Below are 26153 nucleotides of genomic sequence, written 5' to 3'. Positions count from 1 at the left end.
GGTGGCCTTTTCAGGTGCTTTCGCGACTTCTGTTCACCACCACAACTCCATGATCGGCGCGCTCGGGGGTGGGGTTGGGGTGGGGGTTTCGCCGGATGGTGGGGATTGGCGGCGGGTAGGGTCCGGAGAGGGCGGGCCGACGGCGGTTGGAGTGCGCATGCGGGATCTCCGGTTCAAGATGATCATGGCGTTGAACGCGGCCGATCTGGGTGACCCGATCTGCGAGCAGGTGGCCGACATCTGTGCCGAGATCGCCGAGCAGCACTGCGCCGAGTTCGGCCACACACCGCAGCTCCGTTCCGGCGAGATCGCCGAGCTGGCCTCCGGAGAGCCGGCCCTGACCTGGGCGCCGTCGACCCCTGACGCCGGGCAGCGTGCCTGGTGACCGCTCCGGCCCCCGCGGTCGACGTCCGTCGTGGCGCGGACCGCTTCACCACCCGGATCTCCTGGCTGGACTCCCACCACTCGTTCTCGTTCTCCCGGCACTACGACCCGGCCAACACCCACCACGGTGTGCTGCTGGTCAACAACGACGACGTGGTTCGACCGGGTGCCGGCTTCGAAACCCACCCGCACCAGGACATGGAGATCGTCACCTGGGTGCTCCGTGGCTCGCTGGTGCACCAGGACTCCACCGGGCACTCCGGGGTGATCTACCCGGGGCTGGCGCAGCGGATGAGCGCCGGCACCGGCATCCTGCACTCGGAGAAGAACGACGCCTGGCGGCTCGACAACCAGGAGCCGCACAGCGACCCGGTCCACTTCGTGCAGATGTGGGTGCTCCCCGACGAGCAGGGTGTCGACCCCGGCTACGAGCAGTTGGAGATCGAGGACGAGCTGCTGCGCGGCGGCCTGGTGCCGATCGCCTCCGGGATGGAACGCTACGACGGCGCGTCCGCGATCCGGATCCGCAACCGGTACGCGACGCTGCACGCTGCCCGACTCGCCCCCGGCGACGAGGTCACCATCCCCGACGCGCCCTTCGTGCACCTGTACGTGCCCAACGGCACGGTCACCCTGGAGGGCAGCGGGCCACTGGGCACCGGCGACGCGGCCCGGCTGACCATGACCGGCGGCCGACGGGTCACCGCCGACGAACCGGCCGAGATCCTCGTCTGGGAGATGCACGCGACGATCAGCTGACGGGTGCCCGCGCGCCCACCCGTCGTCTCGCGTGATCCTGCTCGAACATGGATGTAGTGGCCTCCGCGCAAGGGGGGGCCACTACATCATGGATCGAGCACGATCATGCCGGGGCCGGGGCCGGGGCCGGGGCCGGGGCCGGGGCCGGGGCCGGGGGGCGGTGGGCCGTTGGCGGTGGGTTTGTTACGCCGGGGACTCGGTGCGGTCGGCGGCCCAGGTGGTGTGGAACGAGCCGTCCCGGTCCACCCGCTGGTAGGTGTGTGCGCCGAAGTTGTCCCGCAGGCCCTGGATCAGCGCGGCGGGCAACCGCTCGGCGCGTAGCGCGTCGAAGTACGCCAGTGACGACGAGAACGCGGGCGTCGGCACACCGGCCCGGGTCGCGTCACCCACCACCCGTCGCCAGCTCGGCACGCCGGCCGCGACGGCCTCGGCGAAATACGGTGCCACCAGCAGGGTCGGCAGGTCGGGCTGCTGGTCGTACGCCTCGCGGATGCGGTCGAGGAAGCGGGCCCGGATGATGCAGCCGCCCCGCCAGATCGTCGCCGTGCCACCGAGGTCGATGTCCCAGTCGTACTCCTGGCTGCCGGCCCGGATGTGGTCGAAGCCCTGCGCGTACGCGACGATCTTGGAAGCGAGCAGCGCCCGGCGGACGTCCTCGACGAACGCGTCCCGGTCGGTGACCTGCCACTTCTCACCCGCGTCCGGGAACGCCCGGCGGGCCGCCTCCCGCTGGTCGACGTGCCCGGACAGCGAGCGGGCGAAGGTCGCCTCGGCGATCCCGGTGATCGGTATGCCCAGGTCTAGGGCGCTCTGCACGGTCCACCGGCCGGTGCCCTTCTGCTCGGCCCGGTCCTGCACGATGTCCACGAACGCCCGCCCGGTCGCCGCGTCGGTGTGTGCGAGCACATCGGCGGTGATCTCGATGAGGAACGACTCCAGCTCGCCGTTGTTCCAGTCGCGGAAGATCTCCGCGATCTCCGCCGGCTCCGCGCCCAGACCGGCCCGCAGCAGGTCGTACGCCTCGGCGATGAGCTGCATGTCGGCGTACTCGATGCCGTTGTGCACCATCTTGACGAAGTGCCCGGCGCCGTCCGGCCCGACGTGCATGCAGCACGGGACACCGTCCACCTGCGCGGCGATCTTCTCGAACATGGGCCCGAGCTTGGCGTACGACTCGGCGGAGCCGCCCGGCATGATGCTCGGACCGAGCAGCGCACCCTCCTCACCACCGGAGACGCCGGTGCCGCTGAAGTGCAGCCCCTGCGCGCGCAGCGCCTCCTCCCGGCGGCGGGTGTCGGCGAAGTGGGCGTTGCCGCAGTCGACGATGATGTCGCCCTCCTCCAGCAGCGGCACCAACTCGTCGATCACCGCGTCGGTGGGCGCACCGGCCTTGACCATGACGATGACCGCGCGCGGTCGTTCCAGTGACGCCACGAAGTCGGCCATCGTCTCGCCCGGCACGAAGGTGCCCTCGTCGCCGTGCTCCGCGACCAGGCTGCGGGTGCGCTCCGGCGACCGGTTGTGCACCGCCACCGTGAAGCCGTTGCGGGCCAGGTTGCGGGCCACGTTGCGACCCATCACCGCCAACCCGGTCACACCGATCTGTGCCCTCGCCTGCTCAGCCATCCGTGCCGCCACCTCTCGTCACTGCTATTGGCGTTTCGAACCTATCGCGATGTGGGCCGATCCGGGACCAGTGATCCACCCTCTGATACTCGGGGTGGCGGCAAAGACGCCGACGGTGGTGGCGGCCGGGTTGCCGATGGTGGTGGCGGCCGGCGCGGCCGGTCAACCCTCGGCGAGGCGGGCCTCGATCCGGGCGACCTTCCCGGTGAGCGCGTCGGTGACCCCGGGCCGGACGTCGGCCTTGAGCACCACGCTCACCCGGGGCGCCCGCGCGGCGACGACGTCGACCGCCCGCTTCACCACCGCCATCACTTCGTCCCACTCGCCCTCGACGGTGGTGAACATGGCATCGGTCCGGTTGGGCAGGCCGGACGCCCGGACCACCCGCACCGCCTCGGCGACCAGGTCGCCCACGGATTCGTCACCGCCGAGCGGGGTGATCGAGAACGCGATCAGCATGGGTCGATCGTGCCAGTAAAAACGGCTGCGCGTCGGTCGGGCGGTGGCTAGGGTACGGACATGCGTAACTGACGCCCCACTTCCGAGCCGGCACGCAGCCCCAGGCTGCGGTCCGTGCGCTCCCGGGCGTCCGCATTCTTCGCCACCGTCGCTACGACGGCGGCCGTCGTGGTCGATCCGGGTCCGATCCGTCCGCCAGGACCGGGTGATCTCCAGCCCGGTCCTCGTTCAGCCGCGACCGCGCCGTCGTCGGTGCGCCACGACCGCCCCGGTCGTCGTGCGCCGGCCGAGCGCTCGCCGACAAGGAGGCCAGGATGCCCACCAGGCGAAACCCGAAGAAGTCCCGTACCGCGGAAGCCGCGCCCAGCGTCGAGGATCTGACGCCCGCCAACCTGGACCAGGTGGTGGTCCTGCCTGCGGTGCCGCCGTTGCCCATCGCGGGCGCTGAGCCGCAGGTCCGGCCGGCACCGCCGAAGGCCGGTCCGCCGATCACCTACGGCAGGTCCGCCGCCGGGCGCGGCAGCCAGCGGGCCGGTCAGCCCCGCCGGTACGCCTTCCGGCGGAGCTGACCGGTGAACCAGGCGGTCGGATGATCCACCGCCGCCCCCGGTGTGCGGTTCGTCGCCCACGGCGCCGGACCGCACGCCGGCTTCAGTGATCGGCGCAGCAGGGTGTGGGGTCGGGCACCTCGAACGGGGCGACACCCCCCGAGTGGTGCGGCATCGCCACCAGCACCAGATGACCGTCGCGCCACTGCGGCCGGACGTAACCCCGGGTGTCCAGCGGCACCTCGGGCGCCGCCGTCGCCCCGCCGAGCAGCACGACCCGCTCGATGGCGCTCACGTCGACCACCTCTCCGACGGTCAGCGTGCCGACCATCCGCGCGACGCCGGGGTAGAGCACCGCCCGACCGGACCTGCGGGCCGCGTGTTCGGCCGCCGACCGGTCGGCGGCTGCCCGCAGTTCCGGCGGGGTGGTGGGCAGCCCGGCCAGCCGGTCCGTCGCCACCGGAACGGCGAGGCTGAGCGCCACGTGCGGGTACGGCGCGGTGACCAGGTGCGTGCAGGCCACCAGGTCCGGCAGGTCGAGTGAGCCGAACTGGTCGGTCAGCCAGTGCTCGGCCTCCCGCACCGTCCGATGTCCCAGGCTGAGGCCCAGAATCACAGCGGCAGCACCCAGATCGGGTTGGCGTAGAACCACAGGTCCTCCCACGGGTCCGCGGCGCCGGTGACGTCCAGCGCGGGGCCGAACGGGTCGACTCCCGCGCCCATCAGACCCGGCTGGCTGCGCTTGCCGTCCGTGCCCCGGACCCGCAGGTAGAACGGCTCGTCCACCCGGCCGAAAGAGTAGGTGAAGGAGACCTTGCCGGTGCCCTTGGCGACCTCGAAGGACTTCACCACCTTCGTGTCGGGGGCGGTGAAGGCGTCCTTGTCGGCGACCGCGCCGGTCACCTTGCCGGCGATCACGTCGACCCGACTGAGCACCGGCACGAACTGCGACCAGTTCGGGGTGTCCGCCAGGTCGATGTCGATCGTCACCTCGACGCGCGTGCCGCGCTTGACCCGCAGCACACCACCGAGCGGCGTACCCGATTCCCGGCGCCGGTCACCGGCGACCCGGGCCCGGACGTCGAGGGCCTTGATCAGACCGGCGTGGTCCACCCACACCCGGCCGGCCCGCAGGGCGTCCATGACGGCGCGGTAGCTGAACGAACTCGCTCCGACGTGGGTACGGCTGTACTGGCCGGGCCAGTAGTCGCCGGCGGTGGTGTTCAGCGGGCCGTACACCGGGTCGTTGTGCTTGCCGTTGAGGTCGAAGTTGCCGTCCGGCCCTCGCTGGGAGGTGGTCAGGTAGTTGACGTGCGAGTCGGAGTTGGCGCTGATCCACCAGGCCCGGCCCTCGGCGAGCAGGCTGTCCCAGAGCCCACCGACGGTGGAGGTCATCCAGTCGAACCCGCCCCAGGTGCGGTAGCTCTCCAGCGGGTAGCCGGGGAACGAGGAGGGGGACGGGTTGTTGTCGTAGTAGCCACGGGCACGGCCGCCACCGGGCAGTCCGGCGGCCTGGTGGCCGGGAGCGCCCTCCATGCCGATCGCCACGCTCGGGTCGGCGTCGCGCCAGGCGCGGATCTCGTGCGGAGAGTCGATGCCCCGCCGGGCCGGGTGGTTCGCCAGGAACAGCGCGCCCTCGACGCGGCGCTTGCGAACCGCCTCACCAAGGAACTTGATGCCGGCGATGGCGAGTGCCTCGTTGGCCGGGGTGTTGTCACCAGCGTTCTTGACGCTGCCGTCGAAGGCGTTCTCGAACTCCTTGAGGACGGCGACCTCGTTGCGTCCCGGGTGGACGAAGACGGTGGCGTGCTCGGCGGCCGGGATGTTCCACTCCAGGCCCTGGTAGATCAGCAGGTCCTTGAGCTGGGCGCGGGCGGCGACGATGTCCGGGTTCACCTTGTCCACGCCGATCTTGGCGTGGGCGACGCTGCCGTGGTCGGTGACGACCATCCAGTCCAGGCCGTACGCCTTGGCGTGCTGGGCCTGGTCGATGACCCGGTACATGGCGTCGGAGCTGTACTGGGTGTGGATGTGGTGGTCGCCGGCCAGCCACTGGAACTCGCCGGTGCTGCCGTGGTCGCCACCCGGGCCGTGGTCGTGGTCGTGGTCCTTGCCGGTCGCGAACGCGGGCGTTCCTGCGGCGAGCACGGTGGTGGCGGCGCCGGCACCGAGCAGACCGGCGTTGCGGAGGAAGCCGCGCCGGCTGAGGTCGGCGGGTGCCAGCTCGGTGTCCGGGACGGACTGGTCGAGCGCCGGTGGCAGACCCCCGCCCCCGACGACGTCGTGATCGTGGTGATACGCGTGGCCGTGGCCCATTGACTGCTCCAGTCGGATCATGAGATTTGTCCGCGAAACAATCTCGTCCGGCCAGGGGAACGCCGAGTGTCCCTGATACGGCGGACATGCGAACATGCGACTCCGACGATGCTTCGCCGCAGGCGCATGGGCAGTGCGGGTCCGGGATCAGCCGATCAGCGGGCGGAAGGTGCCGAGCAGCACGCTCGCCGTCAGGGCGGCACCCGCCAACGCGACCGCCGCGACGATGAGCAGCCCGTCGGCGAGGACGAAGTGCTGCCGGCGGGCGACGGTCCGTGGTGTGCCGGCGTCGAAGCCGCGCGCGTCCATTGCGACCGCCAGCCGGGTGCCTCGACGGATCGCCCCCACCAGCAGCGCGAACGCGGTGGAGGCGAACAGGCGCAACTTCACCACCGGGTTGCGACCGGCGTCGACGCCGCGCGCCCGCCGGGCCATGCTGATCATCTGCCACTCCTGACCGAGCAGCGGCACCAGCCGGAACGCGGCCAACGCCCCGATGGCGAATCGGGCCGGCGCCTTCGCATTCTGGATCAGCGCGTCGGCCAGGTCGGTGGGGTCGGTGGTCGCGAAGACGATCACACCGGGCAGCGCCACCGCGAACACCCGCAGCACCAGGCCGAGCGCGGTGAGCAGCACACCGGTGCTCACCAGCACCGGGCCCGCGTCCAGCAGGACCCGGCCGGACCGGTCGGCGGCGAACAGCACCAGGGTGACCAGGATGCCGGCGGCACTGAGCAGCAACGGCCAGGCCCGCCGGGCCAGCACCCGGTAGCGGATGCCGAAGAACGGCAGCACGGCCAACTCGACGGCGATGGCGATCGCCGGGGCCACCGGGTCCAGGGTCGCCAGCAGGGTGAACGAGAAGACCAGTGCGGCGGCGACCTTCGCCACCGGGTTGCGGCGGGCCAACGGCGCGTCGGGCGCGGCGATCGGCTCGATGCTGATCATCGGTCGCCGTCCGGGGCCGGGTGCAGGGTGACGGTGCGGTCGGCGAGCGCGGCGACGAAGTCCGCGTCGTGGGTGACCGCTACCACGCCGTGCCCGGCGTCGCGCAGGTCGGCGAAGAGGTCGACCAGCTCCCGCCAGGTCCGCCGGTCCTGGCCGAAGGTGGGTTCGTCGCAGATCAGCAGGCGTGGCGCGGTGGCCAGGGCCGTCGCCACACTCAGCCGCCGCGCCTCACCACCCGAGAGGGTGTACGGGTTGGCGGCGGCGAGTCGGGCCAGCCGCAGCCGTTCCAGCAGCCCGGCCACGGTCTCCTTGACGGATGCCTCGGGTTGACCGGTCCGGCGCGGGCCGAGCGCCAGCTCGTCGAAGACCGTGCTGGTGACGAACTGGTGCTCCGGGTCCTGGAAGACCGACCCGATCCGCCGGGCCAGGGCGGTAGCACGCCAGCGGTGCGGGGGAGTGCGGTGGTCCGCGCCGGCCAACTCGGCGGACGCCGTGACCCGCCCGGTGCCCGGTCGGAGCAGCCCGCCGAGCAGCAGCGCCAGCGTGGACTTGCCGGCACCGTTGGGGCCGCGGACGGCGAGTGCCTCGCCGGCGCGTACCCCCAGGTCGGTGGAGGCCAGCCGGGGCGGCAGGCCGAGCCGGTCGGCGGTGAGCAACAGCTCCCCGGGGCCGGCGGCGGCCGGGCGGGGCGCGATGGGGTGACCCGGCACCCACACGCCTTCGGCGGCCAGGGCGGCGCCGTGCGCGGCGAAGACCGCCTCCGGCGTGCCGTCCGCGCGGACGCCGCCACCCGGCTCCAGGACGACCACCCGGTCGACCAGCGGCAGCGCCTCGGCGACCCGGTGCTCGACCAGGATCAGCGTGGTGTCGGCGTCCAGCGCGCGGGTCACGGCCTGCCGGACCAGACTCGCGCCGGCCGGGTCGAGGTTGGCGGTCGGCTCGTCGAGCAGCAACAGCGCCGGGCGCAGGGCCAGCGCGCCGGCCAGGGCGAGGCGTTGCTGCTCCCCGCCGGAGAGCGCGGCGGTGTGGCGGCCGCGGGGGTATGGGAAGCCGACCCGGTGCAGCGCCTCGTCCACCCGGGGCCAGATCTCGTCGTCCGGCACTCCCCGGTTCTCCAGCCCGAACGCGACGTCGTCGCCGCAGCGGGCCATCACCAGTTGGGTTTCCGGGTCCTGGAAGACGATGCCGACCCGCTCCCGACCCTTGCGCGGGTCGAGCCCGTCGATCTCGACGGTGCCCTCCTGCTCGCCGGAGTCCTCCGGCAGCAGCCCGGCGAGTGCGCTGAGCAGGGTGCTCTTACCGGCTCCCGACGGCCCGAGCAGCAGAACCCGCTCCCCGGCCTCCACCCGCAGGTCAACCCCGCGCAGAGCCCAGGCTCGCCGTCCGGCGTGCCGCCACCCGAACCCCCGCAGCAGTACCCCGCCCACCAACCCACCCCCTCCCACCCAGCCCGCCTTGTTGATCAAGAAGTTTGCGTCGACGGAGGCTGGTCTCCTGACGCAAACCTCTTGATCAACACCATTGCGGGGTCAGATCAGGGCGCGGTCCCGGCCCGCCGGGAAGCGGTCCAGGACACCGGTGTTGGCCAGGGCCTTGGTCAGCAGCCAGCCGCCGGCACCGGCGACCACGGTGGCGCTGACGATGGTGATCAACGCGTACGGGATTCGGTAGCCGGTCAGCTCGGTCTCGACGTTCCAGACGAAGAAGTCGAACAGCGCGGCGCTGAGACCGGTCAGCGCGCCGGCCAGCAGCGCGGTCGGCAGCCGGAACGACCGGTACCGGAAGGCGGCGAACGCCAGCTCCGCGCCGACGCCCTGCACGATGCCCTGCGGGATCACCGTGCCGGCCCACTGGCTGCCCAGCAGCGCGGAGAGCACGGCGGCGACCGTCTCGCAGTAGAGCGCGGCGCCGGGCTTGCGGATGACCAGACCGCCGAGCACGGCCGGCATCAGCCAGACGCCGTAGAGCAGCGCCTGCGCCGGCGGGAAGAAGGCGAACGCGCCCTCGGTGGCGCTCCACACCAGGCCCCACGCCCAGAAGATGACGCCGAAGGCGACAGCGATCACCGAGGCGACCACGATGTCGATGGTCCGCCAACGGTTGGTGGTGTTGTCCATGCTGTGCTCCCAGTTCACGAAGAGAGAACCAGGAGAAGACGCACGCCGCGCCCGGTGGCACCGGACTGCGGCGCGGCTGGAGGTCGACCGAACTCCCTGCGCTGGCATTACCCAGATCAGGTTCGAGGGTCTGCGGGCGTGCCCGCACTCTCAGCGCTGTGCGCTCCCCTGTCGGATGTGAAGTTGTCTCGCTGACGCTAACACCGACCGGGGCCGCCGACCCAGCAGGGCTCCGCTGACCTGCGGCGGACGGTCGGTCCGGCGTCGGCTGGGTAGGCTTCCGATCATGCGGATCGACGCGCGAGGCTTCACGTTCGAGGTAACCGTCGGTGGTCCGCCGGACGGCGTACCCGTTCTGCTGCTGCACGGTTTTCCGCAGCACAGCGGTGAGTGGGACGACGTCGTGCCGGCGCTGCACGCGGCCGGGCTGCGCACGTACGCGCTGGACCAGCGCGGTTACTCGCCGGGGGCGCGGCCCACGGCGGTGGCCGACTACCGGATTCCCGAGCTGGTCGCCGACGTGGTGGCCGTGCTCGACGCCCTCGACCTGGACGCCGTCCACCTGGTCGGGCACGACTGGGGCGCGGTCGTGGCCTGGGCGGTCGCCGCCCGGCACGCCGAGCGGGTCCGCACCCTGACCGCGGTCTCCGTGCCGCATCCGGCGGCCATGGCGTACGCGCTGGCCAACGACAGTCAGCAGAAGGCCCGGTCGTCGTACATCGCGTTGTTCCGTAAGCCGGACAAGGCGGAGAAGGTGCTGCTGGCCTGGCACGCCACCGCGCTGCGGAAACTGCTCGGCGGGGTCGGCGACCGGTCCCGGGTGGACCGCTACGCCGACCCGATGCGTGAGCCGGGGGCGCTCACCGCCGCGCTGAACTGGTACCGGGCGATGTCCCGCGCCGACCTGGCCGCCGTCGGCCCGGTGGCGGTGCCCACCACGTACGTGTGGAGTGACCGGGACGTCGCGATCGGCCGGACCGCCGCCGAGGCGTGCGCGGCGAACGTCACCGGGGACTTCCGCTTCGTGCAGTTGGCCGGCGTCAGTCACTGGATTCCGGACGCGGCACCGGGTGCGCTCGCCGAGGCGATCCTGGCCCGAGCCGGCGGAACGGCCTGAGTGGCGCTGGACGGCACCGGGCCGGACGGCCGGCGCCTGGTCGGCGTGCCCGGGCCGGCCGCCGAACCGGCGCTGGCCGGGCGCACCCTGGTCGACATGCTCGGCGGGGGGCGCGGTTGACTGGTTGGCCCGCAACCGGACGACGGAGGACGCATGACGGTGAGTGCCGAGGACTACCTGGCCGTGGTGACCGAGACGATCGGGCGGGTGGCCGCCAGTCAGCGGGAGGCGGTGGGCCGGGCCGCGGACCTGGTCGCCGAGGCCGTACGCGCCGACGGGGTGGTGCACGCGTTCGGCACGGGGCACTCGGAGGCCCTGGCCATGGAGATCGCCGGACGGGCGGGTGGCCTGGTGCCGACCAACCGGATCGCGCTGCGCGACCTGGTGCTGCTCGGTGGCGAACCGGCCGACCGGCTCGGTCCGATGCTGGAACGGGACCCGGGTGTGGCGCACCGCCTCTACGAGTTGGCCCCGGTGCGGCCCACCGACGTCTTCGTGCTCGCCTCGAACTCCGGGGTCAACGGCGCGATGGTGGAGTTCGCCACACTGGTCAAGGAACGCGGCCACGGGCTGGTGGCGATCACCTCGGTGCAGCACTCCGGCCGGATGACCTCCCGCCATCCGTCCGGCCGTAAGCTGGGCGACCTCGCCGACGTGGTGCTCGACAACGGTGCGCCGTACGGTGACGCGACACTCCCGCTGCCGGGCGGTGGCGCGGTCGGTGCGGTTTCCTCGATCACCGCCGCCCTGCTGGCCCAGCAGGTCACCGTGGAGGTGGTGGCGCGGTTGCTGGCGACGGGGGATCGACCGCCGGTCTACCTGTCGGCGAACATCCCGGATGGCGACGCGCACAACACGGAGCTGGAAGCTCGGTACGCGGGTCGGATCCGGCGCGGGTCCTGAGGCCGGCGCCGGTCCTGGGCCCGTCGCCGGTGCCTCGCCCGGCCGCCGGGGCCGAATGCGTCCCCGAGATGAACGGCAGGTGTCGTGAACCTGTTTCGCGCTCGGCCGGGTGGGGCATTGGCGTTGCTGCCGGCGGCCGGGACCGCCGGCAGTAGCGTCTCACCGGAGGTAGCGCGTGTCGAAGGAGACCGAGAAGCAGCGCTGGCAGCGCAACTTCGCCGACCTGCTGCAGGAGTTGCGGGTCGCCCAGACCGGCGTGCAGATCCTCTTCGCCTTCCTGCTCACTCTGCCGTTCAGTAGCGGGTTCAGCGAGACCACCGAGTTCCAGCGTGACGTCTACATCGTGGCGTTGCTCGCGGCGGCGGCCGCCACCGCACTGATCATCTCGCCGGTGGCGTTCCACCGGGCGCTGTTCCGGCAGGGACGTAAGCCGGAGTTGGTGCGGTTCGCGCACCGGATGGCCACCGGCGGCCTGGCCTTCATGCTGATCGCGATGGTCAGCGCGGTGCTGCTGATCACCGACTTCGTGCTGGACCGGCCGATCGCCTTCGTGCTCAGCGCCCTGGCCGGAATCTGGTTCCTCACGTTCTGGGTGGCCCTGCCGTTCGCCCGGCGCAACTGGGGCGAGGACGACATCGACGACGATGACGACGACCCGGACACGACCATCGGCCGCTGAGCCCGCCGATCTGCACGCAGCGCTACCCCTGGGTAACAACCGGGGGTAGCGTGGCGGGTAGTCGCGCACGTCGACGCAGCCGCACCGAGCTTCGAGGGGGCAGCCGTGACCACGACGCAGAACGGCCGACCGGCACCGGACGGCCCCGACTCCGAAGCCACCGCCGGTGCCGCCGCCGCACTGCCCGCGGAAGCCGGGCAGGTCTCCGAGAAGGAGGCCCGGCAGGTCGCCGAGGCCGCCCGCGAGTCCACCTGGGACCGACCCAGCTTCGGCAAGGAGCTGTTCCTCGGCCGGTTCCGGCTCGATCTGATCGACCCCTGGCCCCGGTCCGACCCGGCGGACGTCGCGCGCGCCGAGGAGTTCCTCGGGCGGTTCCGCACCTTCCTGGCCTCCGAGGTGGACGGCGCGGCCGTCGAACGAGACGGCTCCATTCCAGATTCGGTGTTCCACGGCCTGGCCGACCTCGGGGCGTTCGGCATGAAGATCGACCAGAAGTACGGCGGGCTCGGCCTGAGCAACCTGCACTACTGCCGGGCGCTGATGCTTGCCGGCTCGGTCAGCCCGGCGATCGGCGCGCTGCTCTCGGCACACCAGTCGATCGGTGTGCCGCAGCCGCTGAAGATGTTCGGCACCGCCGAGCAGAAGCAACGCTTCCTGCCCCGCCTCGCGGCCGGTGAGGTGTCCGCGTTCCTGCTCACCGAGCCGGATGTCGGCTCCGACCCGGCCCGGCTGGCCACCACCGCCGAGCCGACCGAGGACGGCACCGGCTACCGGCTCAACGGGGTGAAGCTCTGGGCTACCAACGGCATCGTGGCCACGCTGCTGGTGGTGATGGCCCGGGTGCCGGCCACCGAGGGGCGTCGGGGCGGGATCACCGCGTTCGTGGTGGAGGGTGACAGCGAGGGCATCACCGTCGAGCGGCGCAACGAGTTCATCGGCCTGCGCGGCCTGGAGAACAGCCTCACCCGGTTCCACGACGTGTTCGTCCCCGCCGAGAACGTGATCGGAGGCGAGGGCAAGGGGCTGAAGATCGCCCTGACCACGCTGAACACCGGCCGGCTCTCACTGCCGGCGATGTGCGTGGGCGCCGGCAAGTGGGCGCTGAACGTGGCCCGGGGCTGGGCCGCCGACCGGGTCCAGTGGGGTCGGCCGGTGGGCGAGCACGAGGCGGTCGCGCAGAAGCTCTCGTTCATCGCCGCCACCACCTACGGCATGGAGACCATGCTCGACCTCTGCTGCCTGCTCGCCGACGACGACCGTAACGACATCCGGATCGAGGCGGCGCTGGTCAAGCTGTACGCCAGCGAGATGGCCTGGAAGATCGCCGACGAGCTGATCCAGATCCGGGGCGGGCGCGGCTACGAGACAGCCGACTCGCTGGCCGCCCGGGGCGAACGCCCGGCCGCCGTCGAACAGATGCTGCGCGACCTGCGGATCAACCGGATCTTCGAGGGCTCCACCGAGATCATGCACCTGCTGATCGCCCGGGAGGCGGTCGACGCCCACCTGTCGGTGGCCGGCGACATCATCGACCCGGACGCGGGATTGGGCCGCAAGGCCAGAGCCGGCGCCCGCGCCGGGGCCTTCTACGCGAAGTGGCTGCCCACGCTCGCCGTGGGCCGGGGACAGAGCCCCTCGGCGTACGCCGAGTTCGGGCCGCTCGCCGCGCACCTGCGGCAGGTGGAGCGGTCGTCCCGCAAGCTGGCGAGGTCGACGTTCTACGCGATGTCACGCTGGCAGGGAAAGATGGAGCGCAAGCAGGCGTTCCTCGGGCGTGTGGTGGACATCGGCGCCGAGCTGTTCGCGATGTCCGCGGTCTGTGTCCGGGCCTCCGCCGAACGGGACACCCGACCGGAGAACGTCGAGCTGGCCGACCTGTTCTGCCGGCAGGCACGGGTGCGGGTCGATGCCCTGTTCGCCGCGCTCTGGGACAACACCGACTCGGTCGACACCGCCGCCGCGAAGCGGATCCTCGCCGGCCGTTACGCCGGCCTGGAGGAGGGTGTGATCACCCCGTCCGACGAGCTGCCCTGGGTGGCCCGCTGGACGCCCGGCCCGTCCACCGCCGACGACGTCCGCCGCCGCATCCCACCGAAGCCGTAACCCCGCAGCCTCGATACCCCTACGTCGCCGACGTGGAGTGGATCACCGTGGGTGCCCTGCGGAAGGGCGGTGCGGCGGTGGCGGTGCGGCCGTGGCGGGTCAGCGGGCAGCGTCGGTGGACTGCGGCGGCCAGTGGCAGCGGGGGGTGGACTGCGGCGGCGGCCAGTGGCAGCGGAGGCCAGCGGTCAGCGGGCTACCGCCCAGGCCAGCACACCTGCCAGGATCAGGCCGTTGAGCCCGGCCAGGGCCAGGTACGCCGCAGGCGGGATCTTCTTACCCCGCCGCAGGAAGGCGACCAGGACGGCGGCGTAGCCGAGCAGCAGAACGGCGATGACGACGAGGAAGTAGAACACCCGAAGACCTTAGCCGCCCCGACCGCACCGGCCCGAGCCGGCGCAGCGGACGCGCACCGCCGACCAACAGTGCGTCCCTTGATCAAGTGACGCGGTGGCGGTGCCAGGCGGGGCGGTGCCAGGCGGGGCGGTGCAAGGCGGGGCGGTGGCGGCGGCAGGCGGGCCGGTGGCGGCCCAGGGGAGCGCGGTCGTGACCTGTGGGCGCAAGACCTCAGCGGCTTCGGCCCCGCAGGCCCAGGTGGCGCAGCTCCAACGCGGCCAGGGCGTCGACCGTGTCGTCGTCGCCGCGCCGCCACGCCTCGGCCACATCCGGCGCGATCCGGGTCAGCCGGCCCAACGGCTGGGTGGCCAGCGCCCGTAGGGCGAGCAGGTCCCGGCCGGCCGGCCCGGCGGCCAGCTTCGCGGCTGACCCGGCCCGGCGCATCCAGCGCACCCGCAGCGGCAGCCAACCGAAGAGCACCAGGCCGAGCGGGAAGATCAGCACCGCGATGGTGAGGGCGAGCGCGAGCTGGTCGACGAGGTGTTGCTGGTCACGGCCGGCGTCGGCGAGCCCCCGGGCGGCGTCGGCGGCCTGTCGAAAGGGCGCGGTCAGCTCGTCACCGACCAGCGGGACCCGACGGACCTTGCTGCCGGCGTCGGCAAGGTTGTCGGCGAGGCCACTGCCGGCGCCCTCCAGCTTCTGCCCCGGTACGGCGAGCTTCTGCACCAGGTCGTGCAGCCACAGCGCGCCCCGGATCGCCGCGTACACCCAGGCGACGACGAGCAGGTCGGTGAGCACCTGACGGACGGCGGTCGGAAACCGATCAGCATAGATTTTCACGCCGGACAGCGTGTCACGAACGGCGACGCCCCGGCACCCGTCAGCGGGCGCAGGCCGGGCAGGTGCCGAAGATCTCCAGGGTGTGGCTGACGTCGGCGTAGCCGTGCTGCGCGGCGACCCGGTCGGCCCAGCTCTCCACCGCCGGGCCGGCCACCTCGACGGTGCGCCCGCAGGCCCGACAGACGAGGTGGTGGTGGTGCCCATCGCTGCACCGGCGGTAGAGGTGTTCGCCACCCGGAGGACGCATCACGTCGATCTCGCCGGCGTCGGCGAGCCCCTGCAGGGTGCGGTAGACGGTGGTCAGGCCGACCCGCTCACCGCGCTGGCGCAGCATGGCATGCATGTCCTGGGCGCTGTGGAAGCCCTCCATCTCACCCAGCAGCGCGCTCACCGCCGAGCGCTGCCGCGTGTTGCGCACTGCCGCGTTGCTCTCGCTCATGATCCCTCCCCGGCATGGCTGACCGCGTCCGCCACGATGTGCGCGACATGCTCGTCGACGAGGCTGTAGGCGATCTCCCGGCCCCGGCGGGAGCCGCGCACCACTCCCGCGCCGCGCAGCACCCGCAGGTGCTGGGAGACCAACGGCTGCGCGGCACCGAGCTTCTCCACCAACTCGTGCACGCACCGCTCGCCGCCGGCCAATTCGCTGACGATGGCCAGCCGGATCGGCGCGGACAGGGCGCGGAGCAGCTCGCTGGCCCCGTCGAACCCGTCGTAACCCGTCACGCTGGTCATCTTGCAACGGTAACCAATACCACCGACGTCCCGCTGATCAGGCTCAACTCAGCACGACCTCGTGCGGTTCCGGTGCTGGTGCGGCGGTCGGTGTCGCCCGGCGGCGCAGCACCCGCCACACACCGCCGGCCACCGCCACCACCAGGAAGGACGCGATCGCCACCAACACCACCGAGGCACCCGGAGCGGTGTCCGCCGTAGCCGCCACCCAGACCCCCGAGCCGGCGGCGAAGAGCCCGAGCGCCATGGCGGCGGCCATCGTGCTGCGGAACCCCCGGGTGACCTGCTGGGCGGTGGCCACCGGCACCACCATCAGCGCGCTGATCAACAGCACGCCGACGGCCCGCATCGCGATGGTCACGGTGACCGCGGTGGCGACCGCGATCAGCAGGTTCAGCGTGCGGACCGGGAGGCCGGAGACCCGGGCGTACTCCTCGTCGTGGCTGACCGCGAAGAGCGCCGGCCGCAGCGCGATCATGGTGACCAGGATCGCCGCGCCGAGCACCGCGATGGTGACCAGGTCGGCAGGCGAGATGGTGGTCAGCGACCCGAACAGGTAGGCGTTGAGGTTCGCGCTGGTCGCGTCGGAGAGACCCACCAGGAGTACGCCACCGGCGATGCCCCCGTAGAAGAGCAGGGCCAGGGCCAGGTCACCGGAGGTACGCCCGCGGGCGCGGACGATCTCGATGGCGACCGCGCCGATGGTGGCGGCGATCACCGCGACCAGCACCGGTGAGCGGTTGAGCAGCAGGCCCGCCCCGACGCCGGTCAACGCCACGTGCCCGACACCGTCGCCGATCAACGCCAGCCGGCGCTGCACCAGGTAGATGCCGAGCGCCGGCGCCGCCAGGCCGATCACCAGAGCGCCGATCAGGGCGCGCTGCATGTAGGGGTACTGGAAGAGTTCCATGCGTCAGTTGCTCCACAACCCGGCGGGCTCGTCGTAACAGTGCGGATGCACGTGGTCGTGGTCGGGCTCCGCGTGGTGTCCGGCCGGGTCCGGCACCGCGCCGTCGTGCGCGACGCGACCCTCGTGAACGACGACGGCCCGACTGATCACCGGCCGCAGCGGACCCAACTCGTGCGCGACCAGCAGCACCGTCCCGCCGTCGGCGACGAAGTCGCGTAGCGCCCCGGCGAACGCCTCCTGGCTGGCCGCGTCCACCCCGGCGGTGGGCTCGTCGAGGACCAGCAGCTCCGGTCTGCCGGCCAGGGCGCGGGCGATCAGGGTGCGCTGCTGCTGGCCGCCGGAGAGCGTGGCGACCGGGTCACCGGCCCGGTCGGCGAGCCCGACCGCGAGCAGCGCGGCGTCGACGGCGGCGCGGTCGGCTCGACCTGGTGGGCGGAGCACCCCCCGGCGGGCCAGCCGGCCGGAGGCCACCACCTCGCGGACGGTGGCCGGTACGCCGCCACCGGCGCCCAGACGCTGCGGGACGTACCCGATGCGGGCCCACTGCCGGAAGCGGCGCAACGGCCGGTCGAAGAGGGTGACCGAGCCGGCGCTGAGCGGCACCAGCCCGAGCACGGCGCGGATCAGGGTGGACTTGCCGGAGCCGTTGGCGCCGAGCACCGCGACGACCTCGCCGGCGGCCACGGTGAACGAGACGTCCCGGAGTACGGGGCGGCCGTCGTAGCCGACCACCCCGTGCTCGACGGTGATGACAGGTGCGGTCACGAGCAGCTCAAGGCCGTCTTCAGGGTCTGCAGGTTGGTACGCATCACCGAAAGGTAGTCCCCGTTGCCGCCGGCGGCGAGCCCTTCGATCGGGTCCAGGACGGCGGTCTTCGCGCCGACCTGACCGGCGATGGTCTCGGCGACCTTCGGGCTGACCAGGGTCTCGAAGAAGATCGTGGTGGCCTGGTGCTCCTTCGCCTCCTCGATCACGTGCGCGAGCCGCTGCGGCGAGGGCTCGACGTCCGGGCTCAGCCCGGTGATACCGACCTGGTCGAGCTGGTACCTGTCGGCGAGGTAGCCGAACGCGGCATGACTCGTCACGATCTCCCGCCGCTGGCAGGTCGCCAGACCGGTCTTGAACTCGCCGTCCAGGGTCGTCAGGTCGGCGCGTAGCGCCGCGGCGCGGGCGGTGTAGTCGGCGGAGTGGTCCGGGTCGGCCTTGCCGAGCCGCTGGGCGAGCTGGTCGCCGATGCCGGCCAGCCGGGTCGGGTCGAGCCAGACGTGCGGGTCCTTGCCGCCGCTCTCCTCGGCGTGCCCCTCCTCGCCCTCGTGGTCGTGCCCGCCGGCGGAGGCGTCCAGCAGCGGCTGCACGCTCGTCACGTCGAAGGCCCGGTCAGCGCCGTTCTGCGCGACGGCGTCGTCCACCGCCGGCTGGAACCCCTTGAGGTAGACGATCAGCTCCGCGTCGCTGACCTCACCGACCTGGCTCGGGTTGAGCTCCAGGTCGTGCGGCTCGGCGCCGGGCTTGGCCAAGTTGGTCACCCGGACCGCGTCGCCGCCGATCTTCTCGGCCAGGAACTGCAGCGGGTAGAACGCGGCCACCACGTCGACTCGTTGCGGGTCGGCGCCAGCGGCGTCGCCGGTGGAGCAGCCAGCCCCGGCGCCCAGGGCGAGCAGGGCGGTCGCGGCGGCCAGGACACGGTACGTGGCGCGGTTGGTCATGCCCTCAACTGTCCGTGGCAACGATAATGATTGTCAAAAACGCATGAGTGCATGTCAGAGCAGCTTCGCGAGGCCCACCGTCACCAACAGGGTCAGCATCAGCAGGCGGATCAGCCGGGTCCGCGGCGCCTGAACCGCCCAGGTCGTCGCCAACAGGGCGATCAGGACCGCGGCGAGCGCCAGCGTCAGCAGCCCGCCGATCACCCCCGGCGTGAAGAACGCCACCAGCACCACCACCAGGGTGAGCAGGAACACCGACGTCGGGTTCGCCCCGGCCAAACGGGCCAGCAGAGGGCGCTGCGTACGCTGCATCCCACAGACTCTACGAGGAGGAACCCCGGTGCTGGTGACCAACCGGTTCGTGGTCGACGTCGATGCCGCCGACGACTTCACCGAACGGGCGCACGCCGCCCTCACCGCCCTGGCCGCCCGCCCCGGCTACCTGCGCGGTCAACTGGTCCGGGCGCTCGACGACCCCCGCTACTGGTCACTGGTCACCGAGTGGGAGTCGGTCGGCACCTACCGGCGGGCGCTGGGCGCCTTCGAAGTCAAGGTCAGCGCCGTTCCGCTGCTCGCCGAGTCGGTCGACGAGCCCTCCGCGTACGAGGCGCTGGCCATCGCGCCGCCCGGAGGAGCGGTGGTCGTCGCCCAGAGTGATCGGGCTGCGGGTCCTTACCGCTGAGCCGGCGGACACTACGCTGCTCCTATGACCGCACCCGCTCCGCCACCCGGACCCGGGGTGGCTCCGCCGTTCGCCGCGCCGCCCACCGAGGGCCGCCGCACCCGGCTCTGGCTCGGCCTCGGCGTCGGCGCGCTCGCCCTGGTGCTCTGCTGTGGCGGGGGCGGCACCGCCGTCGTCGGCCTGGCCGTCAGCGGCGTGCAGGCGATCCGGGAGCAGGCCCGCACCGTGACCGGCGACTACTACCAGGCGCTTGTCGAGCGGGACTACGGGCGGGCGTACGACCAGCTCTGCGACGACGCGCAGCGGCGAGAGTCCCGACCCGAGTTCGAGCGTCGCGCCGCCGCCGAACCACAGGTCGCGGCGTTCCGGGTGGGTGAGGTCGACACCACCAGCCTGACCGTGCCGGTCGACGTGACGCTCGCCGGCGGCGACCGGGAGCAGCAGCAGGTCAGCCTCGGCCAGGACGGGCAGACCGGGGGCGTGGAGGTCTGCGGGGTCAGCTGACCCGCCCCCGGTATTCTGCTGGGCTCAGGGCCGCGGTGGTCGTACCGTGGTCCCGAACTGACCGTTCCATCCACATCTCGCCCCCGCCGACCGCCAGCCGGCGTAGGAGGAAACATGCCAGCCGACCGTATCGACGCCGTCGTCAGCCTCGCCAAGCGCCGAGGCTTCGTCTTCCCCTCCAGCGAGATCTACGGAGGCACCCGATCGGCGTGGGACTACGGCCCGCTCGGCGTGGAGCTCAAGGAGAACGTCCGCCGGCAGTGGTGGAAGACCATGGTCCAGCAGCGCGACGACGTGGTCGGCCTCGACTCCGCCGTCATCCTGGCCCGCAAGGTGTGGGAGGCGTCCGGTCACATCGCCGAGTTCGTCGACCCGCTCACCGAGTGCCAGTTCTGCCACAAGCGCTTCCGGGCCGACCACCTCGAGGAGGCGTACGCCGAGAAGCACGGCAAGCCGCTGACCTCCCTCGCCGAGTTGAACTGCCCGAACTGCGGCAACAAGGGCACCTTCACCGAGCCGAAGATGTTCAACGGCCTGATGAAGACCTACCTCGGCCCGGTGGAGAGCGACGAGGGTCTGCACTACCTGCGCCCGGAAACCGCGCAGGGCATCTTCGTCAACTACAAGAACGTCGAGACGGTCGCCCGCAAGAAGCCGCCGTTCGGCATCGCGCAGACCGGCAAGTCGTTCCGCAACGAGATCACCCCGGGCAACTTCATCTTCCGGACCCGCGAGTTCGAGCAGATGGAGATGGAGTTCTTCGTCGAGCCGGGCACCGACGAGCAGTGGCACGAGTACTGGCTCCAGGAGCGCTGGAACTGGTACCTCGACCTCGGCCTGTCGGCGGACAACCTGCGCCTGTACGAGCACCCCAAGGAGAAGCTCTCGCACTACTCGAAGCGGACGGTGGACATCGAGTACCGCTTCCAGTTCGGCGGCAGCGAGTTCGCCGAGCTGGAGGGTGTCGCCAACCGCACCGACTTCGACCTCTCCACGCACAGCAAGCACTCGGGCGTCGACCTGTCGTACTTCGACCAGACCAAGAGTGAGCGCTGGATGCCGTACGTCATCGAGCCGGCCGCCGGTCTGACCCGCGCCGTGCTCGCCTTCCTGCTGGAGGCGTACGACGAGGACGAGGCGCCGAACACCAAGGGCGGCGTGGACAAGCGCACCGTGATGCGGTTCGACCCGCGGCTCGCCCCGGTCAAGGTGGCGGTGCTGCCGCTGTCGCGTAACGAGGCGCTGTCACCGAAGGCCAAGGACCTCGCGGCACTGCTGCGCAAGCGCTGGGTGGTGGAGTTCGACGACTCGCAGGCGATCGGCCGCCGCTACCGTCGACAGGACGAGATCGGCACCCCGTTCTGCGTGACCGTCGACTTCGACACGCTGGACGACGACGCCGTGACGGTGCGCAACCGGGACACCATGGCCCAGGAGAGGGTCTCCCTGGACCAGGTCGAGCGCTACCTGATCGAGCGCCTCCCCGGCTGCTGAGCGGTAAGGAAGGGCCCCTTCTTAACGTCTGCGGTATAGGAGGGGCCCCTTCATAACGTCTGCGGTCTCCGCGACCGGCCTGCCGGCGTACCCGATCAGGGTGCCGCCGGCTCGGGTACGGCCGGCCGGACGCGGACCCGGAGCGTGAGACCGACGCCCCGCCGGGACTCGTGGGCGTCCTCGACGGTCCGTCGGATGCGCTCCGGGTGCTGCCTCAGCTGGGCTGGCGTGACGTGCAGGACCAGGACACCATGCCGGCTCAGCTCGTTGTGCCGCTCCAGCGTCCGAGCCCAGTCGCCCGGACTGAAGTGGTACTCCTGTGAGTCGACCTCCAACGCCACCGCCGAGTCGGTCAGGTAGCCGTCCGGCGTCGGCAACGCCGCCCCATCGCTGGTACCAAGGCGCGGGTTCCACCGGACCTCCGGCAGGATCGCGCTGCCCGCCAGGCATTCGCGCAGCTCCGCCTCGGGTGCCGACCGAGTGCCGGCCAGGACCTCCGCGTACGCCATCCTGATGAGCGCTGTGCGACTGCGCCGCGCCCGGCGGATCTCCTCGTCCAGGGTGCCGAGGTCGGTGAAGCCGCGTTGAATGGACTCGGCGACGATGGCTCGCACCGGGCGGAGCTCCCGGAGGTCGCGGGCCGCGTCCACCACCGCCCGTGCAGGCGAGCAGACCGGGTAGAGCGCGCTTGACCGGGGCCGGGCGTCCAGCGCCAGAGCCCGTCGGACGAGGGCGTATCCCACCGAGCGGCGCCGCACCTCGTGCGGCACCACCAGGTGTACGTCGGCAGTGCGGGGCAACTGCCGGAACCCGTACCAGGTGAGCGCGGCCAAGCCGGTGAGCTGCGCCTGCGGCCCGGCGTAGAGCGCGGCGGAGATCCGTCGCTGTTCGTCGGTCAGGACCCCGGTGACCAGGGCGTACGTCGCAGGTAGGACGCGTTGCCACCGGCCTCGTCGAGCCTGGCGGTAGAGGTACATGTCGTTGTAGCCGGCGGCGAGTAGCTGAGCCCGGGTCGCGATCTGCTGTTGCCGCTCGGTCGTCGTGGCCAGCTCGGGTGGAAGGTCGCGCATCGCCGCAGCATGCCGCCGGGGCCCGGTTCTGTCCGGCCTGGTTGGCGGCCGCGGTGGATAACGCGCCGGTTGTGGACAACTCCGTCTGGCGTCGCCGGGTGTGATATGCGTCTTGTTAGCAGGGGGCCCTTCCTATGCAGCAGACGTTAAGCAGGGGCCGTTCCTTACACTTGGGCGGTGACTGCGTTGACCATGCCCGTGCTGCGGCCGTTGACTCTCGGGCCGTACCAGGTGTGGCCGCCGGTGGTGCTCGCCCCGATGGCCGGGATCACCAACGTCGGTTTCCGTCGGCTCTGCCGCGAGCAGGGTGGCGGCATCTACGTCTGCGAGATGATCACCACCCGTGCGCTCGTCGAGCGCAACCCGAAGACGCTGCGCATGATCGCGTTCGGTGACGACGAGAAGCCACGCAGCCTCCAGCTCTACGGCACCGACCCGGAGATCACCGCCGCCGCCGTGCGGATCGTCGTGGAGCGGAACCTGGCCGATCACATCGACCTCAACTTCGGCTGCCCGGTCCCGAAGGTGACCCGGCGCGGCGGGGGTGCGGCGTTGCCGTGGCGGCGTCGGCTCTTCGCCCGACTGGTGCGGGCCGCTGTGGATGCCGCGGCACCGTCCGGGGTGCCGGTCACGGTCAAGATGCGCAAGGGCATCGACGACGACCACCTGACGTACGTCGAAGCGGGGCTCGCCGCCCAGGAGGCCGGCGTGGCCGCGGTGGCCCTGCATGGGCGGACGGCCTCGCAACGCTACTCGGGCACCGCCGACTGGGACGCGATCGCCACTTTGAAGCAGGCCCTCGACGTGCCGGTGCTCGGCAACGGTGACATCTGGGAGGCCGACGACGCGCTGCGGATGATCGCGCACACCGGCGTGGACGGGGTGGTCGTCGGTCGCGGCTGCCTGGGCCGGCCGTGGCTCTTCGCCGACCTGGAGGCCGCCTTCAACGGCCGCCCGGAGCGGCGACTGCCCACTCTCGGCGAGGTGGCGGTCACCATGCGCCGGCACGCCGAGCTGCTGGTGGACCAGTTCGTCGCCGGCGCCCGCAACCCGGCCCGGGGCGAACGCGACGGCTGCACCGACTTCCGCAAGCACGTCGCCTGGTACCTCAAGGGTTTCCCGGTCGGCGGTGAACTGCGCCGCTCGCTGGCGATGATCGAGAGCCTGGCCCAGCTGGACGACCTGCTCGGCAAGCTCGACCCGGCCGAGCCGTTCCCGGTGACCGCGCTGGGCCAGCCGCGCGGGCGCACCAACTCGCCGGGCAAGGTCGCGCTGCCGGACGGCTGGCTGGCCAGCCGGGACGACGACACCGTCCCCGAGGGCGCCGAGATGGACGACTCCGGCGGCTGAGCCCCCTGGCGGGGCCGGGCGGAGGCGCCCGGCGAACGTCGCTCCGAACGCGGGGTCGGCGCGGTGGCTGGGCAGGTGGGTTCGGCACGCTATCGAGCTGATGTCGTGAACGAATCACCAGTTCGGCTCGGTCGTCGATGCCCTGATTCGTCTATGACATCAGCTCCAAAGGACCAGCAACACAGTCGGTCGGCCTTGCCTGCTCGGTTGCTGGGCGGGCTGGCCTGGCCAGCTTGGATGACCCTTCGGCCTTGCTCGGTCCGGCGAGGGGCCGTGGCCAAGTGACCTGGGTATGCCGAAAGGGCCGGACCCCGTGCTGGGGTCCGGCCCTTTCGGTGTGTTGCTGGTGTGTGGGTCAGCTGGTGGCGTAGCCGCGGGTGGCGATCCAGTCCGCGAGGTGCTCGACGCTGATCCAGTAGGAGGCGGTGTTCGGGTCGGCGGAGTCGGCGATCTTCACCGTGTCGCCGTTGTCGCGGTAGCCGACGACGCTGATGTAGTGCCCGCCCTCGTAGGAGTGGGTGCTGCCGTCGGTGTCGGTGCTGGTGCCGGCGATGTTGGCGACCACGGCCCGGCCGTCGTCGACGGTGCGGACGATGTCGGCGCGCAGGCTGTCGGTCTGCTTGGCGTCGGCGTCGGGGCTGCTGATCTCCACCGAGTGGTAGGCGTCCTTACCGGTTTCCTTGTTCAGGACGGGGGTGATGTCGTTGATGCTGTTGGTGCCGGCCTCGGTGGTGCCCATCTCCTTGGCCATGTCGTCGACGTTGATGTTCTTGCCCTGGACGGACAGGGCGTTGCGGGTGGCGGCGGGGCCGCAGTAGTAGAAGTTCGGCTGCGCTTCGTAGCGCACGCCGAGCTCACGCTCACCGTGACCCTTGCGGTCGGTCTGGGTCTGGGTGGTGGGCTTGGCGTCGGAGGCGGCGTAGGCGGTGGTGACGGGGCCGGCGATGGCGCCTCCGGTGAAGGCGAGGCCGGCGGCGGTCAGGGCGGTCTTACGGATCAGATCGGTACGCATGATGGCGTGCTCCTCTGCATCGGGGGTGTCCGCACGGCACTCAACGGGGGGTGCGTGGCCGTGCGGGGAAAGTTCGAGGGGACGGCCCGGCGATCCAGGGGACCTGCTCGGGTGTCCGGGGGATGTAACCGTCGCGGCCGGCGAGGCATTCCACCGGTGGGGGCCCGGCGCGAAAGCCGGGGGCCGTCGTGGTTACCGCCTGTACAACGACGCGGCCCGGGCCATCATTCCGCCTCCGGCGGGCCTACCTTCGGCGACAGGAAGCCGTGCGCGGCACATCTACGCTGATTGGCGCATCCCGGGACCTCGACGGACTCGGCCGAAACCGGACGTCGGGGGCCGAACCACGTGGTTACTGACCCATTGCGGTGGCGGGGGATACGTGAAGACGGTATGGCAGCCCCGAGCGGGCAGAGAGCTCACCTGGACCTTGGCCGGTGCGGCAGGTGTTTGCTGGCGCGATGGGCGCGATGTCGTCGACACGTCGGATGTGGCAGTCGAGCTGACAACCCGCATGATGTCATTCAAACGGCTGCTCGGCCGGAAGGCCAAGCACCTCGGGGGCGTGGCTTCGGACATTCCGTCCGAGGCGGCGGTGGTCGAGTCGTCCGGAGATTCGCGGTCACCCGTCGACCAGGAGGTCGAGGCTGTCCTGCGTGAGGCGATGTGGAACGCCCGCCGCGACCTGCGGTACGACAACCTCGTTTCGCCGCCGTTGTGGAGCTCTGCGGTCCACGCCGCGGTACGCAACGCCCTGGGTATCGCTCGAACCCACGGGGTCCGGTACGCCCACGGGATGCATCTGCTTGGTGCGCTCATCGAGGATCCGGCCTGCCGGGCGAGTGTGGCGTTGGCGAACCTCGGTATCTGCGGAGAAGACATCGCGCGCGCCGTCCCGATGGAGGTGTCGGTGGCGGCGGAGGGGACGCCGGTGACCTTCACTGCGGGCTTCCTTGCCGGCATGGGTGTGCTGAACGGGCCGGGCGGAGCGTTGTCACGGCGACTGCGGTCGCGGGTGAGCCGGCTGATACTGCGGTCCGACATCGGCCTCATCCTGCCGTCCCTGGATCAGGAGGCCATCCGTCAGACCGTGCGAATGGGTGCCGCTCAGGTGGACAGCGTCGGCGTACTGGCAGCCGTTCTTTCGCTCGACGAACAGCTCGCCTACTCCGGTCGCGCTATCGCGCCGCCATGGGCTGCGGCCAACGCTGCCGGCGAGTTCCTCGCAGAAAGAGGGCTCGACGTGTCGGCGATCGTGACCAGGGTTGCCGTGCTGCCGCAACCTGCCTCGACGGGGGATCGGACGTACCGCTGGCGAAGCCTACGGGCCGATCCGCCGTTCGGTGCGGAGGCGGCAGCCGTGACGGACGAAGCGCTTCGCCTGTCCGGCAACGGTGAGGTCGGCACGAGCCACCTCGTGCTGGCGATGCTCACCCTCGATGATTGCGCGGCGCAGCGGCTGCTCCGCCGATTGATCGTCCTTCACGAACTGCGGCGGGATCTCACTGATCGCCTGGTCGAGGACAGCGCTCAGGGTGGCGGCAGTCGACCTTGACAC

29 protein-coding genes and 1 riboswitch are annotated in these 26153 nt (G+C 71.5%); of the genes, 12 read left to right on the top strand and 17 right to left on the bottom strand.

Annotation, left to right across the window (positions count from 1 at the left end):
* Positions 1-157 precede the first annotated feature (157 nt).
* Both O7614_RS26285 and O7614_RS26280 read left to right on the top strand, forming a co-directional pair.
* A complete protein-coding gene (locus tag O7614_RS26285; protein ID WP_278141105.1) occupies positions 158-385 on the top strand; it encodes a thioredoxin reductase in 228 nt (75 codons plus the stop codon).
* Complete coding sequence (locus O7614_RS26280) at positions 382-1143, top strand: pirin-like bicupin family protein (RefSeq protein ID WP_278141104.1); 762 nt, start codon at positions 382-384, stop codon at positions 1141-1143. Before O7614_RS26285 ends, O7614_RS26280 begins: the two co-directional genes overlap by 4 nt.
* Positions 1144-1326: 183 nt before the next feature.
* Here the strand turns inward: O7614_RS26280 and gndA are convergent, their stop codons facing one another.
* Entirely contained in the window at positions 1327-2769 is a 1443-nt protein-coding gene (gene gndA / locus O7614_RS26275) for an NADP-dependent phosphogluconate dehydrogenase (protein WP_278141103.1), read from the bottom strand.
* A 162-nt stretch (positions 2770-2931) separates the two neighbouring features.
* A complete protein-coding gene (locus tag O7614_RS26270; RefSeq protein WP_278141102.1) occupies positions 2932-3228 on the bottom strand; it encodes a thiamine-binding protein in 297 nt (98 codons plus the stop codon).
* 314 nt (positions 3229-3542) lie between these two features.
* Here O7614_RS26270 and O7614_RS26265 point away from each other — a divergent pair, with 314 nt between their 5' ends.
* Positions 3543-3797 carry a hypothetical protein gene (locus O7614_RS26265; protein ID WP_278141101.1) on the top strand — a complete coding sequence of 85 codons (255 nt, stop codon included), beginning with the start codon at positions 3543-3545 and terminating at the stop codon, positions 3795-3797.
* An 82-nt stretch (positions 3798-3879) separates the two neighbouring features.
* On the opposite strand, the gene O7614_RS26260 is transcribed toward O7614_RS26265, so the two are convergent.
* The 5 genes from O7614_RS26260 to O7614_RS26240 form a co-directional block, all read right to left on the bottom strand.
* Entirely contained in the window at positions 3880-4392 is a 513-nt protein-coding gene (locus O7614_RS26260; RefSeq protein ID WP_278141100.1) for a hypothetical protein, read from the bottom strand.
* The gene (locus O7614_RS26255; protein ID WP_278141099.1) at positions 4389-6113 is read right to left on the bottom strand and encodes a PHP domain-containing protein; all 1725 of its coding nucleotides are present in this window, start codon (positions 6111-6113) and stop codon (positions 4389-4391) included. The genes O7614_RS26260 and O7614_RS26255 overlap by 4 nt, the downstream gene beginning before the upstream one ends.
* Before the next feature lie 126 nt (positions 6114-6239).
* The gene (locus O7614_RS26250) at positions 6240-7040 is read right to left on the bottom strand and encodes an energy-coupling factor transporter transmembrane component T (RefSeq protein WP_278141098.1); all 801 of its coding nucleotides are present in this window, start codon (positions 7038-7040) and stop codon (positions 6240-6242) included.
* Positions 7037-8467: an ABC transporter ATP-binding protein gene (locus tag O7614_RS26245; RefSeq protein WP_278141097.1), complete on the bottom strand. Its 1431-nt coding sequence runs from the start codon at positions 8465-8467 to the stop codon at positions 7037-7039. The genes O7614_RS26250 and O7614_RS26245 overlap by 4 nt, the downstream gene beginning before the upstream one ends.
* A gap of 102 nt (positions 8468-8569) precedes the next feature.
* Positions 8570-9157: an ECF transporter S component gene (locus tag O7614_RS26240; RefSeq protein WP_278141096.1), complete on the bottom strand. Its 588-nt coding sequence runs from the start codon at positions 9155-9157 to the stop codon at positions 8570-8572.
* 75 nt (positions 9158-9232) lie between these two features.
* Positions 9233-9337: riboswitch (TPP riboswitch) on the bottom strand.
* Positions 9338-9443: 106 nt separating this feature from the next.
* On the opposite strand from O7614_RS26240, the gene O7614_RS26235 reads away from it, so the two are divergent.
* From O7614_RS26235 to O7614_RS26220, 4 genes are all read left to right on the top strand, one after another.
* A complete protein-coding gene (locus O7614_RS26235; protein WP_278141095.1) occupies positions 9444-10274 on the top strand; it encodes an alpha/beta fold hydrolase in 831 nt (276 codons plus the stop codon).
* A 153-nt stretch (positions 10275-10427) separates the two neighbouring features.
* Positions 10428-11177 (top strand): SIS domain-containing protein, encoded by a 750-nt coding sequence (locus tag O7614_RS26230; protein ID WP_278141094.1) that lies wholly within the window; start codon positions 10428-10430, stop codon positions 11175-11177.
* Positions 11178-11352: 175 nt separating this feature from the next.
* Positions 11353-11856, top strand: coding sequence for a DUF6328 family protein (locus O7614_RS26225; RefSeq protein WP_278141093.1), 504 nt, complete (start codon positions 11353-11355; stop codon positions 11854-11856).
* 105 nt (positions 11857-11961) lie between these two features.
* Positions 11962-13959: an acyl-CoA dehydrogenase family protein gene (locus tag O7614_RS26220; protein ID WP_278141092.1), complete on the top strand. Its 1998-nt coding sequence runs from the start codon at positions 11962-11964 to the stop codon at positions 13957-13959.
* 185 nt (positions 13960-14144) lie between these two features.
* Here O7614_RS26220 and O7614_RS26215 read toward each other — a convergent pair whose 3' ends face one another.
* The 8 genes from O7614_RS26215 to O7614_RS26180 form a co-directional block, all read right to left on the bottom strand.
* A complete protein-coding gene (locus tag O7614_RS26215; RefSeq protein WP_278141091.1) occupies positions 14145-14312 on the bottom strand; it encodes a hypothetical protein in 168 nt (55 codons plus the stop codon).
* Between the two features lie 211 nt (positions 14313-14523).
* The gene (locus O7614_RS26210) at positions 14524-15132 is read right to left on the bottom strand and encodes a hypothetical protein (protein ID WP_278141090.1); all 609 of its coding nucleotides are present in this window, start codon (positions 15130-15132) and stop codon (positions 14524-14526) included.
* A gap of 40 nt (positions 15133-15172) precedes the next feature.
* Positions 15173-15571 carry a Fur family transcriptional regulator gene (locus O7614_RS26205; RefSeq protein WP_278141089.1) on the bottom strand — a complete coding sequence of 133 codons (399 nt, stop codon included), beginning with the start codon at positions 15569-15571 and terminating at the stop codon, positions 15173-15175.
* Positions 15568-15867, bottom strand: a complete 300-nt coding sequence (locus O7614_RS26200) for a metalloregulator ArsR/SmtB family transcription factor (protein ID WP_141910753.1) — start codon at positions 15865-15867, stop codon at positions 15568-15570. Before O7614_RS26200 ends, O7614_RS26205 begins: the two co-directional genes overlap by 4 nt.
* Before the next feature lie 43 nt (positions 15868-15910).
* Positions 15911-16777: a metal ABC transporter permease gene (locus O7614_RS26195; protein ID WP_278141088.1), complete on the bottom strand. Its 867-nt coding sequence runs from the start codon at positions 16775-16777 to the stop codon at positions 15911-15913.
* Between the two features lie 3 nt (positions 16778-16780).
* Entirely contained in the window at positions 16781-17542 is a 762-nt protein-coding gene (locus O7614_RS26190; RefSeq protein ID WP_278141087.1) for a metal ABC transporter ATP-binding protein, read from the bottom strand.
* On the bottom strand, positions 17539-18483 hold the full coding sequence (locus O7614_RS26185; protein WP_278141086.1) for a metal ABC transporter substrate-binding protein: 945 nt from the start codon (positions 18481-18483) through the stop codon (positions 17539-17541). Before O7614_RS26185 ends, O7614_RS26190 begins: the two co-directional genes overlap by 4 nt.
* A 54-nt stretch (positions 18484-18537) precedes the next feature.
* Complete coding sequence (locus O7614_RS26180) at positions 18538-18795, bottom strand: hypothetical protein (protein WP_278141085.1); 258 nt, start codon at positions 18793-18795, stop codon at positions 18538-18540.
* Positions 18796-18823: 28 nt separating this feature from the next.
* Here O7614_RS26180 and O7614_RS26175 point away from each other — a divergent pair, with 28 nt between their 5' ends.
* The 3 genes from O7614_RS26175 to O7614_RS26165 all read left to right on the top strand — a co-directional run bounded on the left by O7614_RS26175 (position 18824) and on the right by O7614_RS26165 (position 21163).
* Positions 18824-19165 carry an antibiotic biosynthesis monooxygenase gene (locus tag O7614_RS26175; RefSeq protein ID WP_278141084.1) on the top strand — a complete coding sequence of 114 codons (342 nt, stop codon included), beginning with the start codon at positions 18824-18826 and terminating at the stop codon, positions 19163-19165.
* 24 nt (positions 19166-19189) lie between these two features.
* Positions 19190-19669 (top strand): hypothetical protein, encoded by a 480-nt coding sequence (locus tag O7614_RS26170; protein ID WP_278141083.1) that lies wholly within the window; start codon positions 19190-19192, stop codon positions 19667-19669.
* A gap of 114 nt (positions 19670-19783) precedes the next feature.
* On the top strand, positions 19784-21163 hold the full coding sequence (locus tag O7614_RS26165; protein WP_278141082.1) for a glycine--tRNA ligase: 1380 nt from the start codon (positions 19784-19786) through the stop codon (positions 21161-21163).
* 95 nt (positions 21164-21258) lie between these two features.
* Here O7614_RS26165 and O7614_RS26160 read toward each other — a convergent pair whose 3' ends face one another.
* Positions 21259-22233: a type IV toxin-antitoxin system AbiEi family antitoxin domain-containing protein gene (locus tag O7614_RS26160; RefSeq protein WP_278141081.1), complete on the bottom strand. Its 975-nt coding sequence runs from the start codon at positions 22231-22233 to the stop codon at positions 21259-21261.
* 192 nt (positions 22234-22425) lie between these two features.
* Between O7614_RS26160 and dusB the strand changes: the two genes are divergently transcribed.
* On the top strand, positions 22426-23583 hold the full coding sequence (gene dusB, locus O7614_RS26155; RefSeq protein ID WP_278142385.1) for a tRNA dihydrouridine synthase DusB: 1158 nt from the start codon (positions 22426-22428) through the stop codon (positions 23581-23583).
* A gap of 355 nt (positions 23584-23938) precedes the next feature.
* Here the strand turns inward: dusB and O7614_RS26150 are convergent, their stop codons facing one another.
* Positions 23939-24595 (bottom strand): C39 family peptidase, encoded by a 657-nt coding sequence (locus O7614_RS26150; RefSeq protein WP_278141080.1) that lies wholly within the window; start codon positions 24593-24595, stop codon positions 23939-23941.
* A 382-nt stretch (positions 24596-24977) separates the two neighbouring features.
* Here O7614_RS26150 and O7614_RS26145 point away from each other — a divergent pair, with 382 nt between their 5' ends.
* The gene (locus O7614_RS26145) at positions 24978-26150 is read left to right on the top strand and encodes a Clp protease N-terminal domain-containing protein (protein WP_278141079.1); all 1173 of its coding nucleotides are present in this window, start codon (positions 24978-24980) and stop codon (positions 26148-26150) included.
* The last annotated feature ends 3 nt before the right edge of the window (positions 26151-26153 follow it).

Origin of the sequence: Micromonospora sp. WMMD961 (assembly GCF_029626145.1) — a bacterium.
GTDB lineage: Bacteria > Actinomycetota > Actinomycetes > Mycobacteriales > Micromonosporaceae > Micromonospora.
The sequence above is the reverse complement of the archived record's forward strand: the minus strand, read 5'-3'. Positions and strand labels throughout refer to the sequence as shown.

What these genes read in the sequence shown, in the direction of transcription:
- O7614_RS26285 (WP_278141105.1), top strand. Translation starts at nt 158, where the DNA reads ATGCGGGATCTCCGGTTCAAGATGATCATGGCGTTGAACGCGGCCGAT.
- gndA (WP_278141103.1), bottom strand. Translation starts at nt 2,769, where the DNA reads ATGGCTGAGCAGGCGAGGGCACAGATCGGTGTGACCGGGTTGGCGGTG.
- O7614_RS26270 (WP_278141102.1), bottom strand. Translation starts at nt 3,228, where the DNA reads ATGCTGATCGCGTTCTCGATCACCCCGCTCGGCGGTGACGAATCCGTG.
- O7614_RS26265 (WP_278141101.1), top strand. Translation starts at nt 3,543, where the DNA reads ATGCCCACCAGGCGAAACCCGAAGAAGTCCCGTACCGCGGAAGCCGCG.
- O7614_RS26255 (WP_278141099.1), bottom strand. Translation starts at nt 6,113, where the DNA reads ATGATCCGACTGGAGCAGTCAATGGGCCACGGCCACGCGTATCACCAC.
- O7614_RS26250 (WP_278141098.1), bottom strand. Translation starts at nt 7,040, where the DNA reads ATGATCAGCATCGAGCCGATCGCCGCGCCCGACGCGCCGTTGGCCCGC.
- O7614_RS26240 (WP_278141096.1), bottom strand. Translation starts at nt 9,157, where the DNA reads ATGGACAACACCACCAACCGTTGGCGGACCATCGACATCGTGGTCGCC.
- O7614_RS26235 (WP_278141095.1), top strand. Translation starts at nt 9,444, where the DNA reads ATGCGGATCGACGCGCGAGGCTTCACGTTCGAGGTAACCGTCGGTGGT.
- O7614_RS26230 (WP_278141094.1), top strand. Translation starts at nt 10,428, where the DNA reads ATGACGGTGAGTGCCGAGGACTACCTGGCCGTGGTGACCGAGACGATC.
- O7614_RS26205 (WP_278141089.1), bottom strand. Translation starts at nt 15,571, where the DNA reads ATGAGCGAGAGCAACGCGGCAGTGCGCAACACGCGGCAGCGCTCGGCG.
- O7614_RS26200 (WP_141910753.1), bottom strand. Translation starts at nt 15,867, where the DNA reads ATGACCAGCGTGACGGGTTACGACGGGTTCGACGGGGCCAGCGAGCTG.
- O7614_RS26195 (WP_278141088.1), bottom strand. Translation starts at nt 16,777, where the DNA reads ATGGAACTCTTCCAGTACCCCTACATGCAGCGCGCCCTGATCGGCGCT.
- O7614_RS26185 (WP_278141086.1), bottom strand. Translation starts at nt 18,483, where the DNA reads ATGACCAACCGCGCCACGTACCGTGTCCTGGCCGCCGCGACCGCCCTG.
- O7614_RS26180 (WP_278141085.1), bottom strand. Translation starts at nt 18,795, where the DNA reads ATGCAGCGTACGCAGCGCCCTCTGCTGGCCCGTTTGGCCGGGGCGAAC.
- O7614_RS26170 (WP_278141083.1), top strand. Translation starts at nt 19,190, where the DNA reads ATGACCGCACCCGCTCCGCCACCCGGACCCGGGGTGGCTCCGCCGTTC.
- O7614_RS26165 (WP_278141082.1), top strand. Translation starts at nt 19,784, where the DNA reads ATGCCAGCCGACCGTATCGACGCCGTCGTCAGCCTCGCCAAGCGCCGA.
- O7614_RS26160 (WP_278141081.1), bottom strand. Translation starts at nt 22,233, where the DNA reads ATGCGCGACCTTCCACCCGAGCTGGCCACGACGACCGAGCGGCAACAG.
- dusB (WP_278142385.1), top strand. Translation starts at nt 22,426, where the DNA reads ATGCCCGTGCTGCGGCCGTTGACTCTCGGGCCGTACCAGGTGTGGCCG.
- O7614_RS26150 (WP_278141080.1), bottom strand. Translation starts at nt 24,595, where the DNA reads ATGCGTACCGATCTGATCCGTAAGACCGCCCTGACCGCCGCCGGCCTC.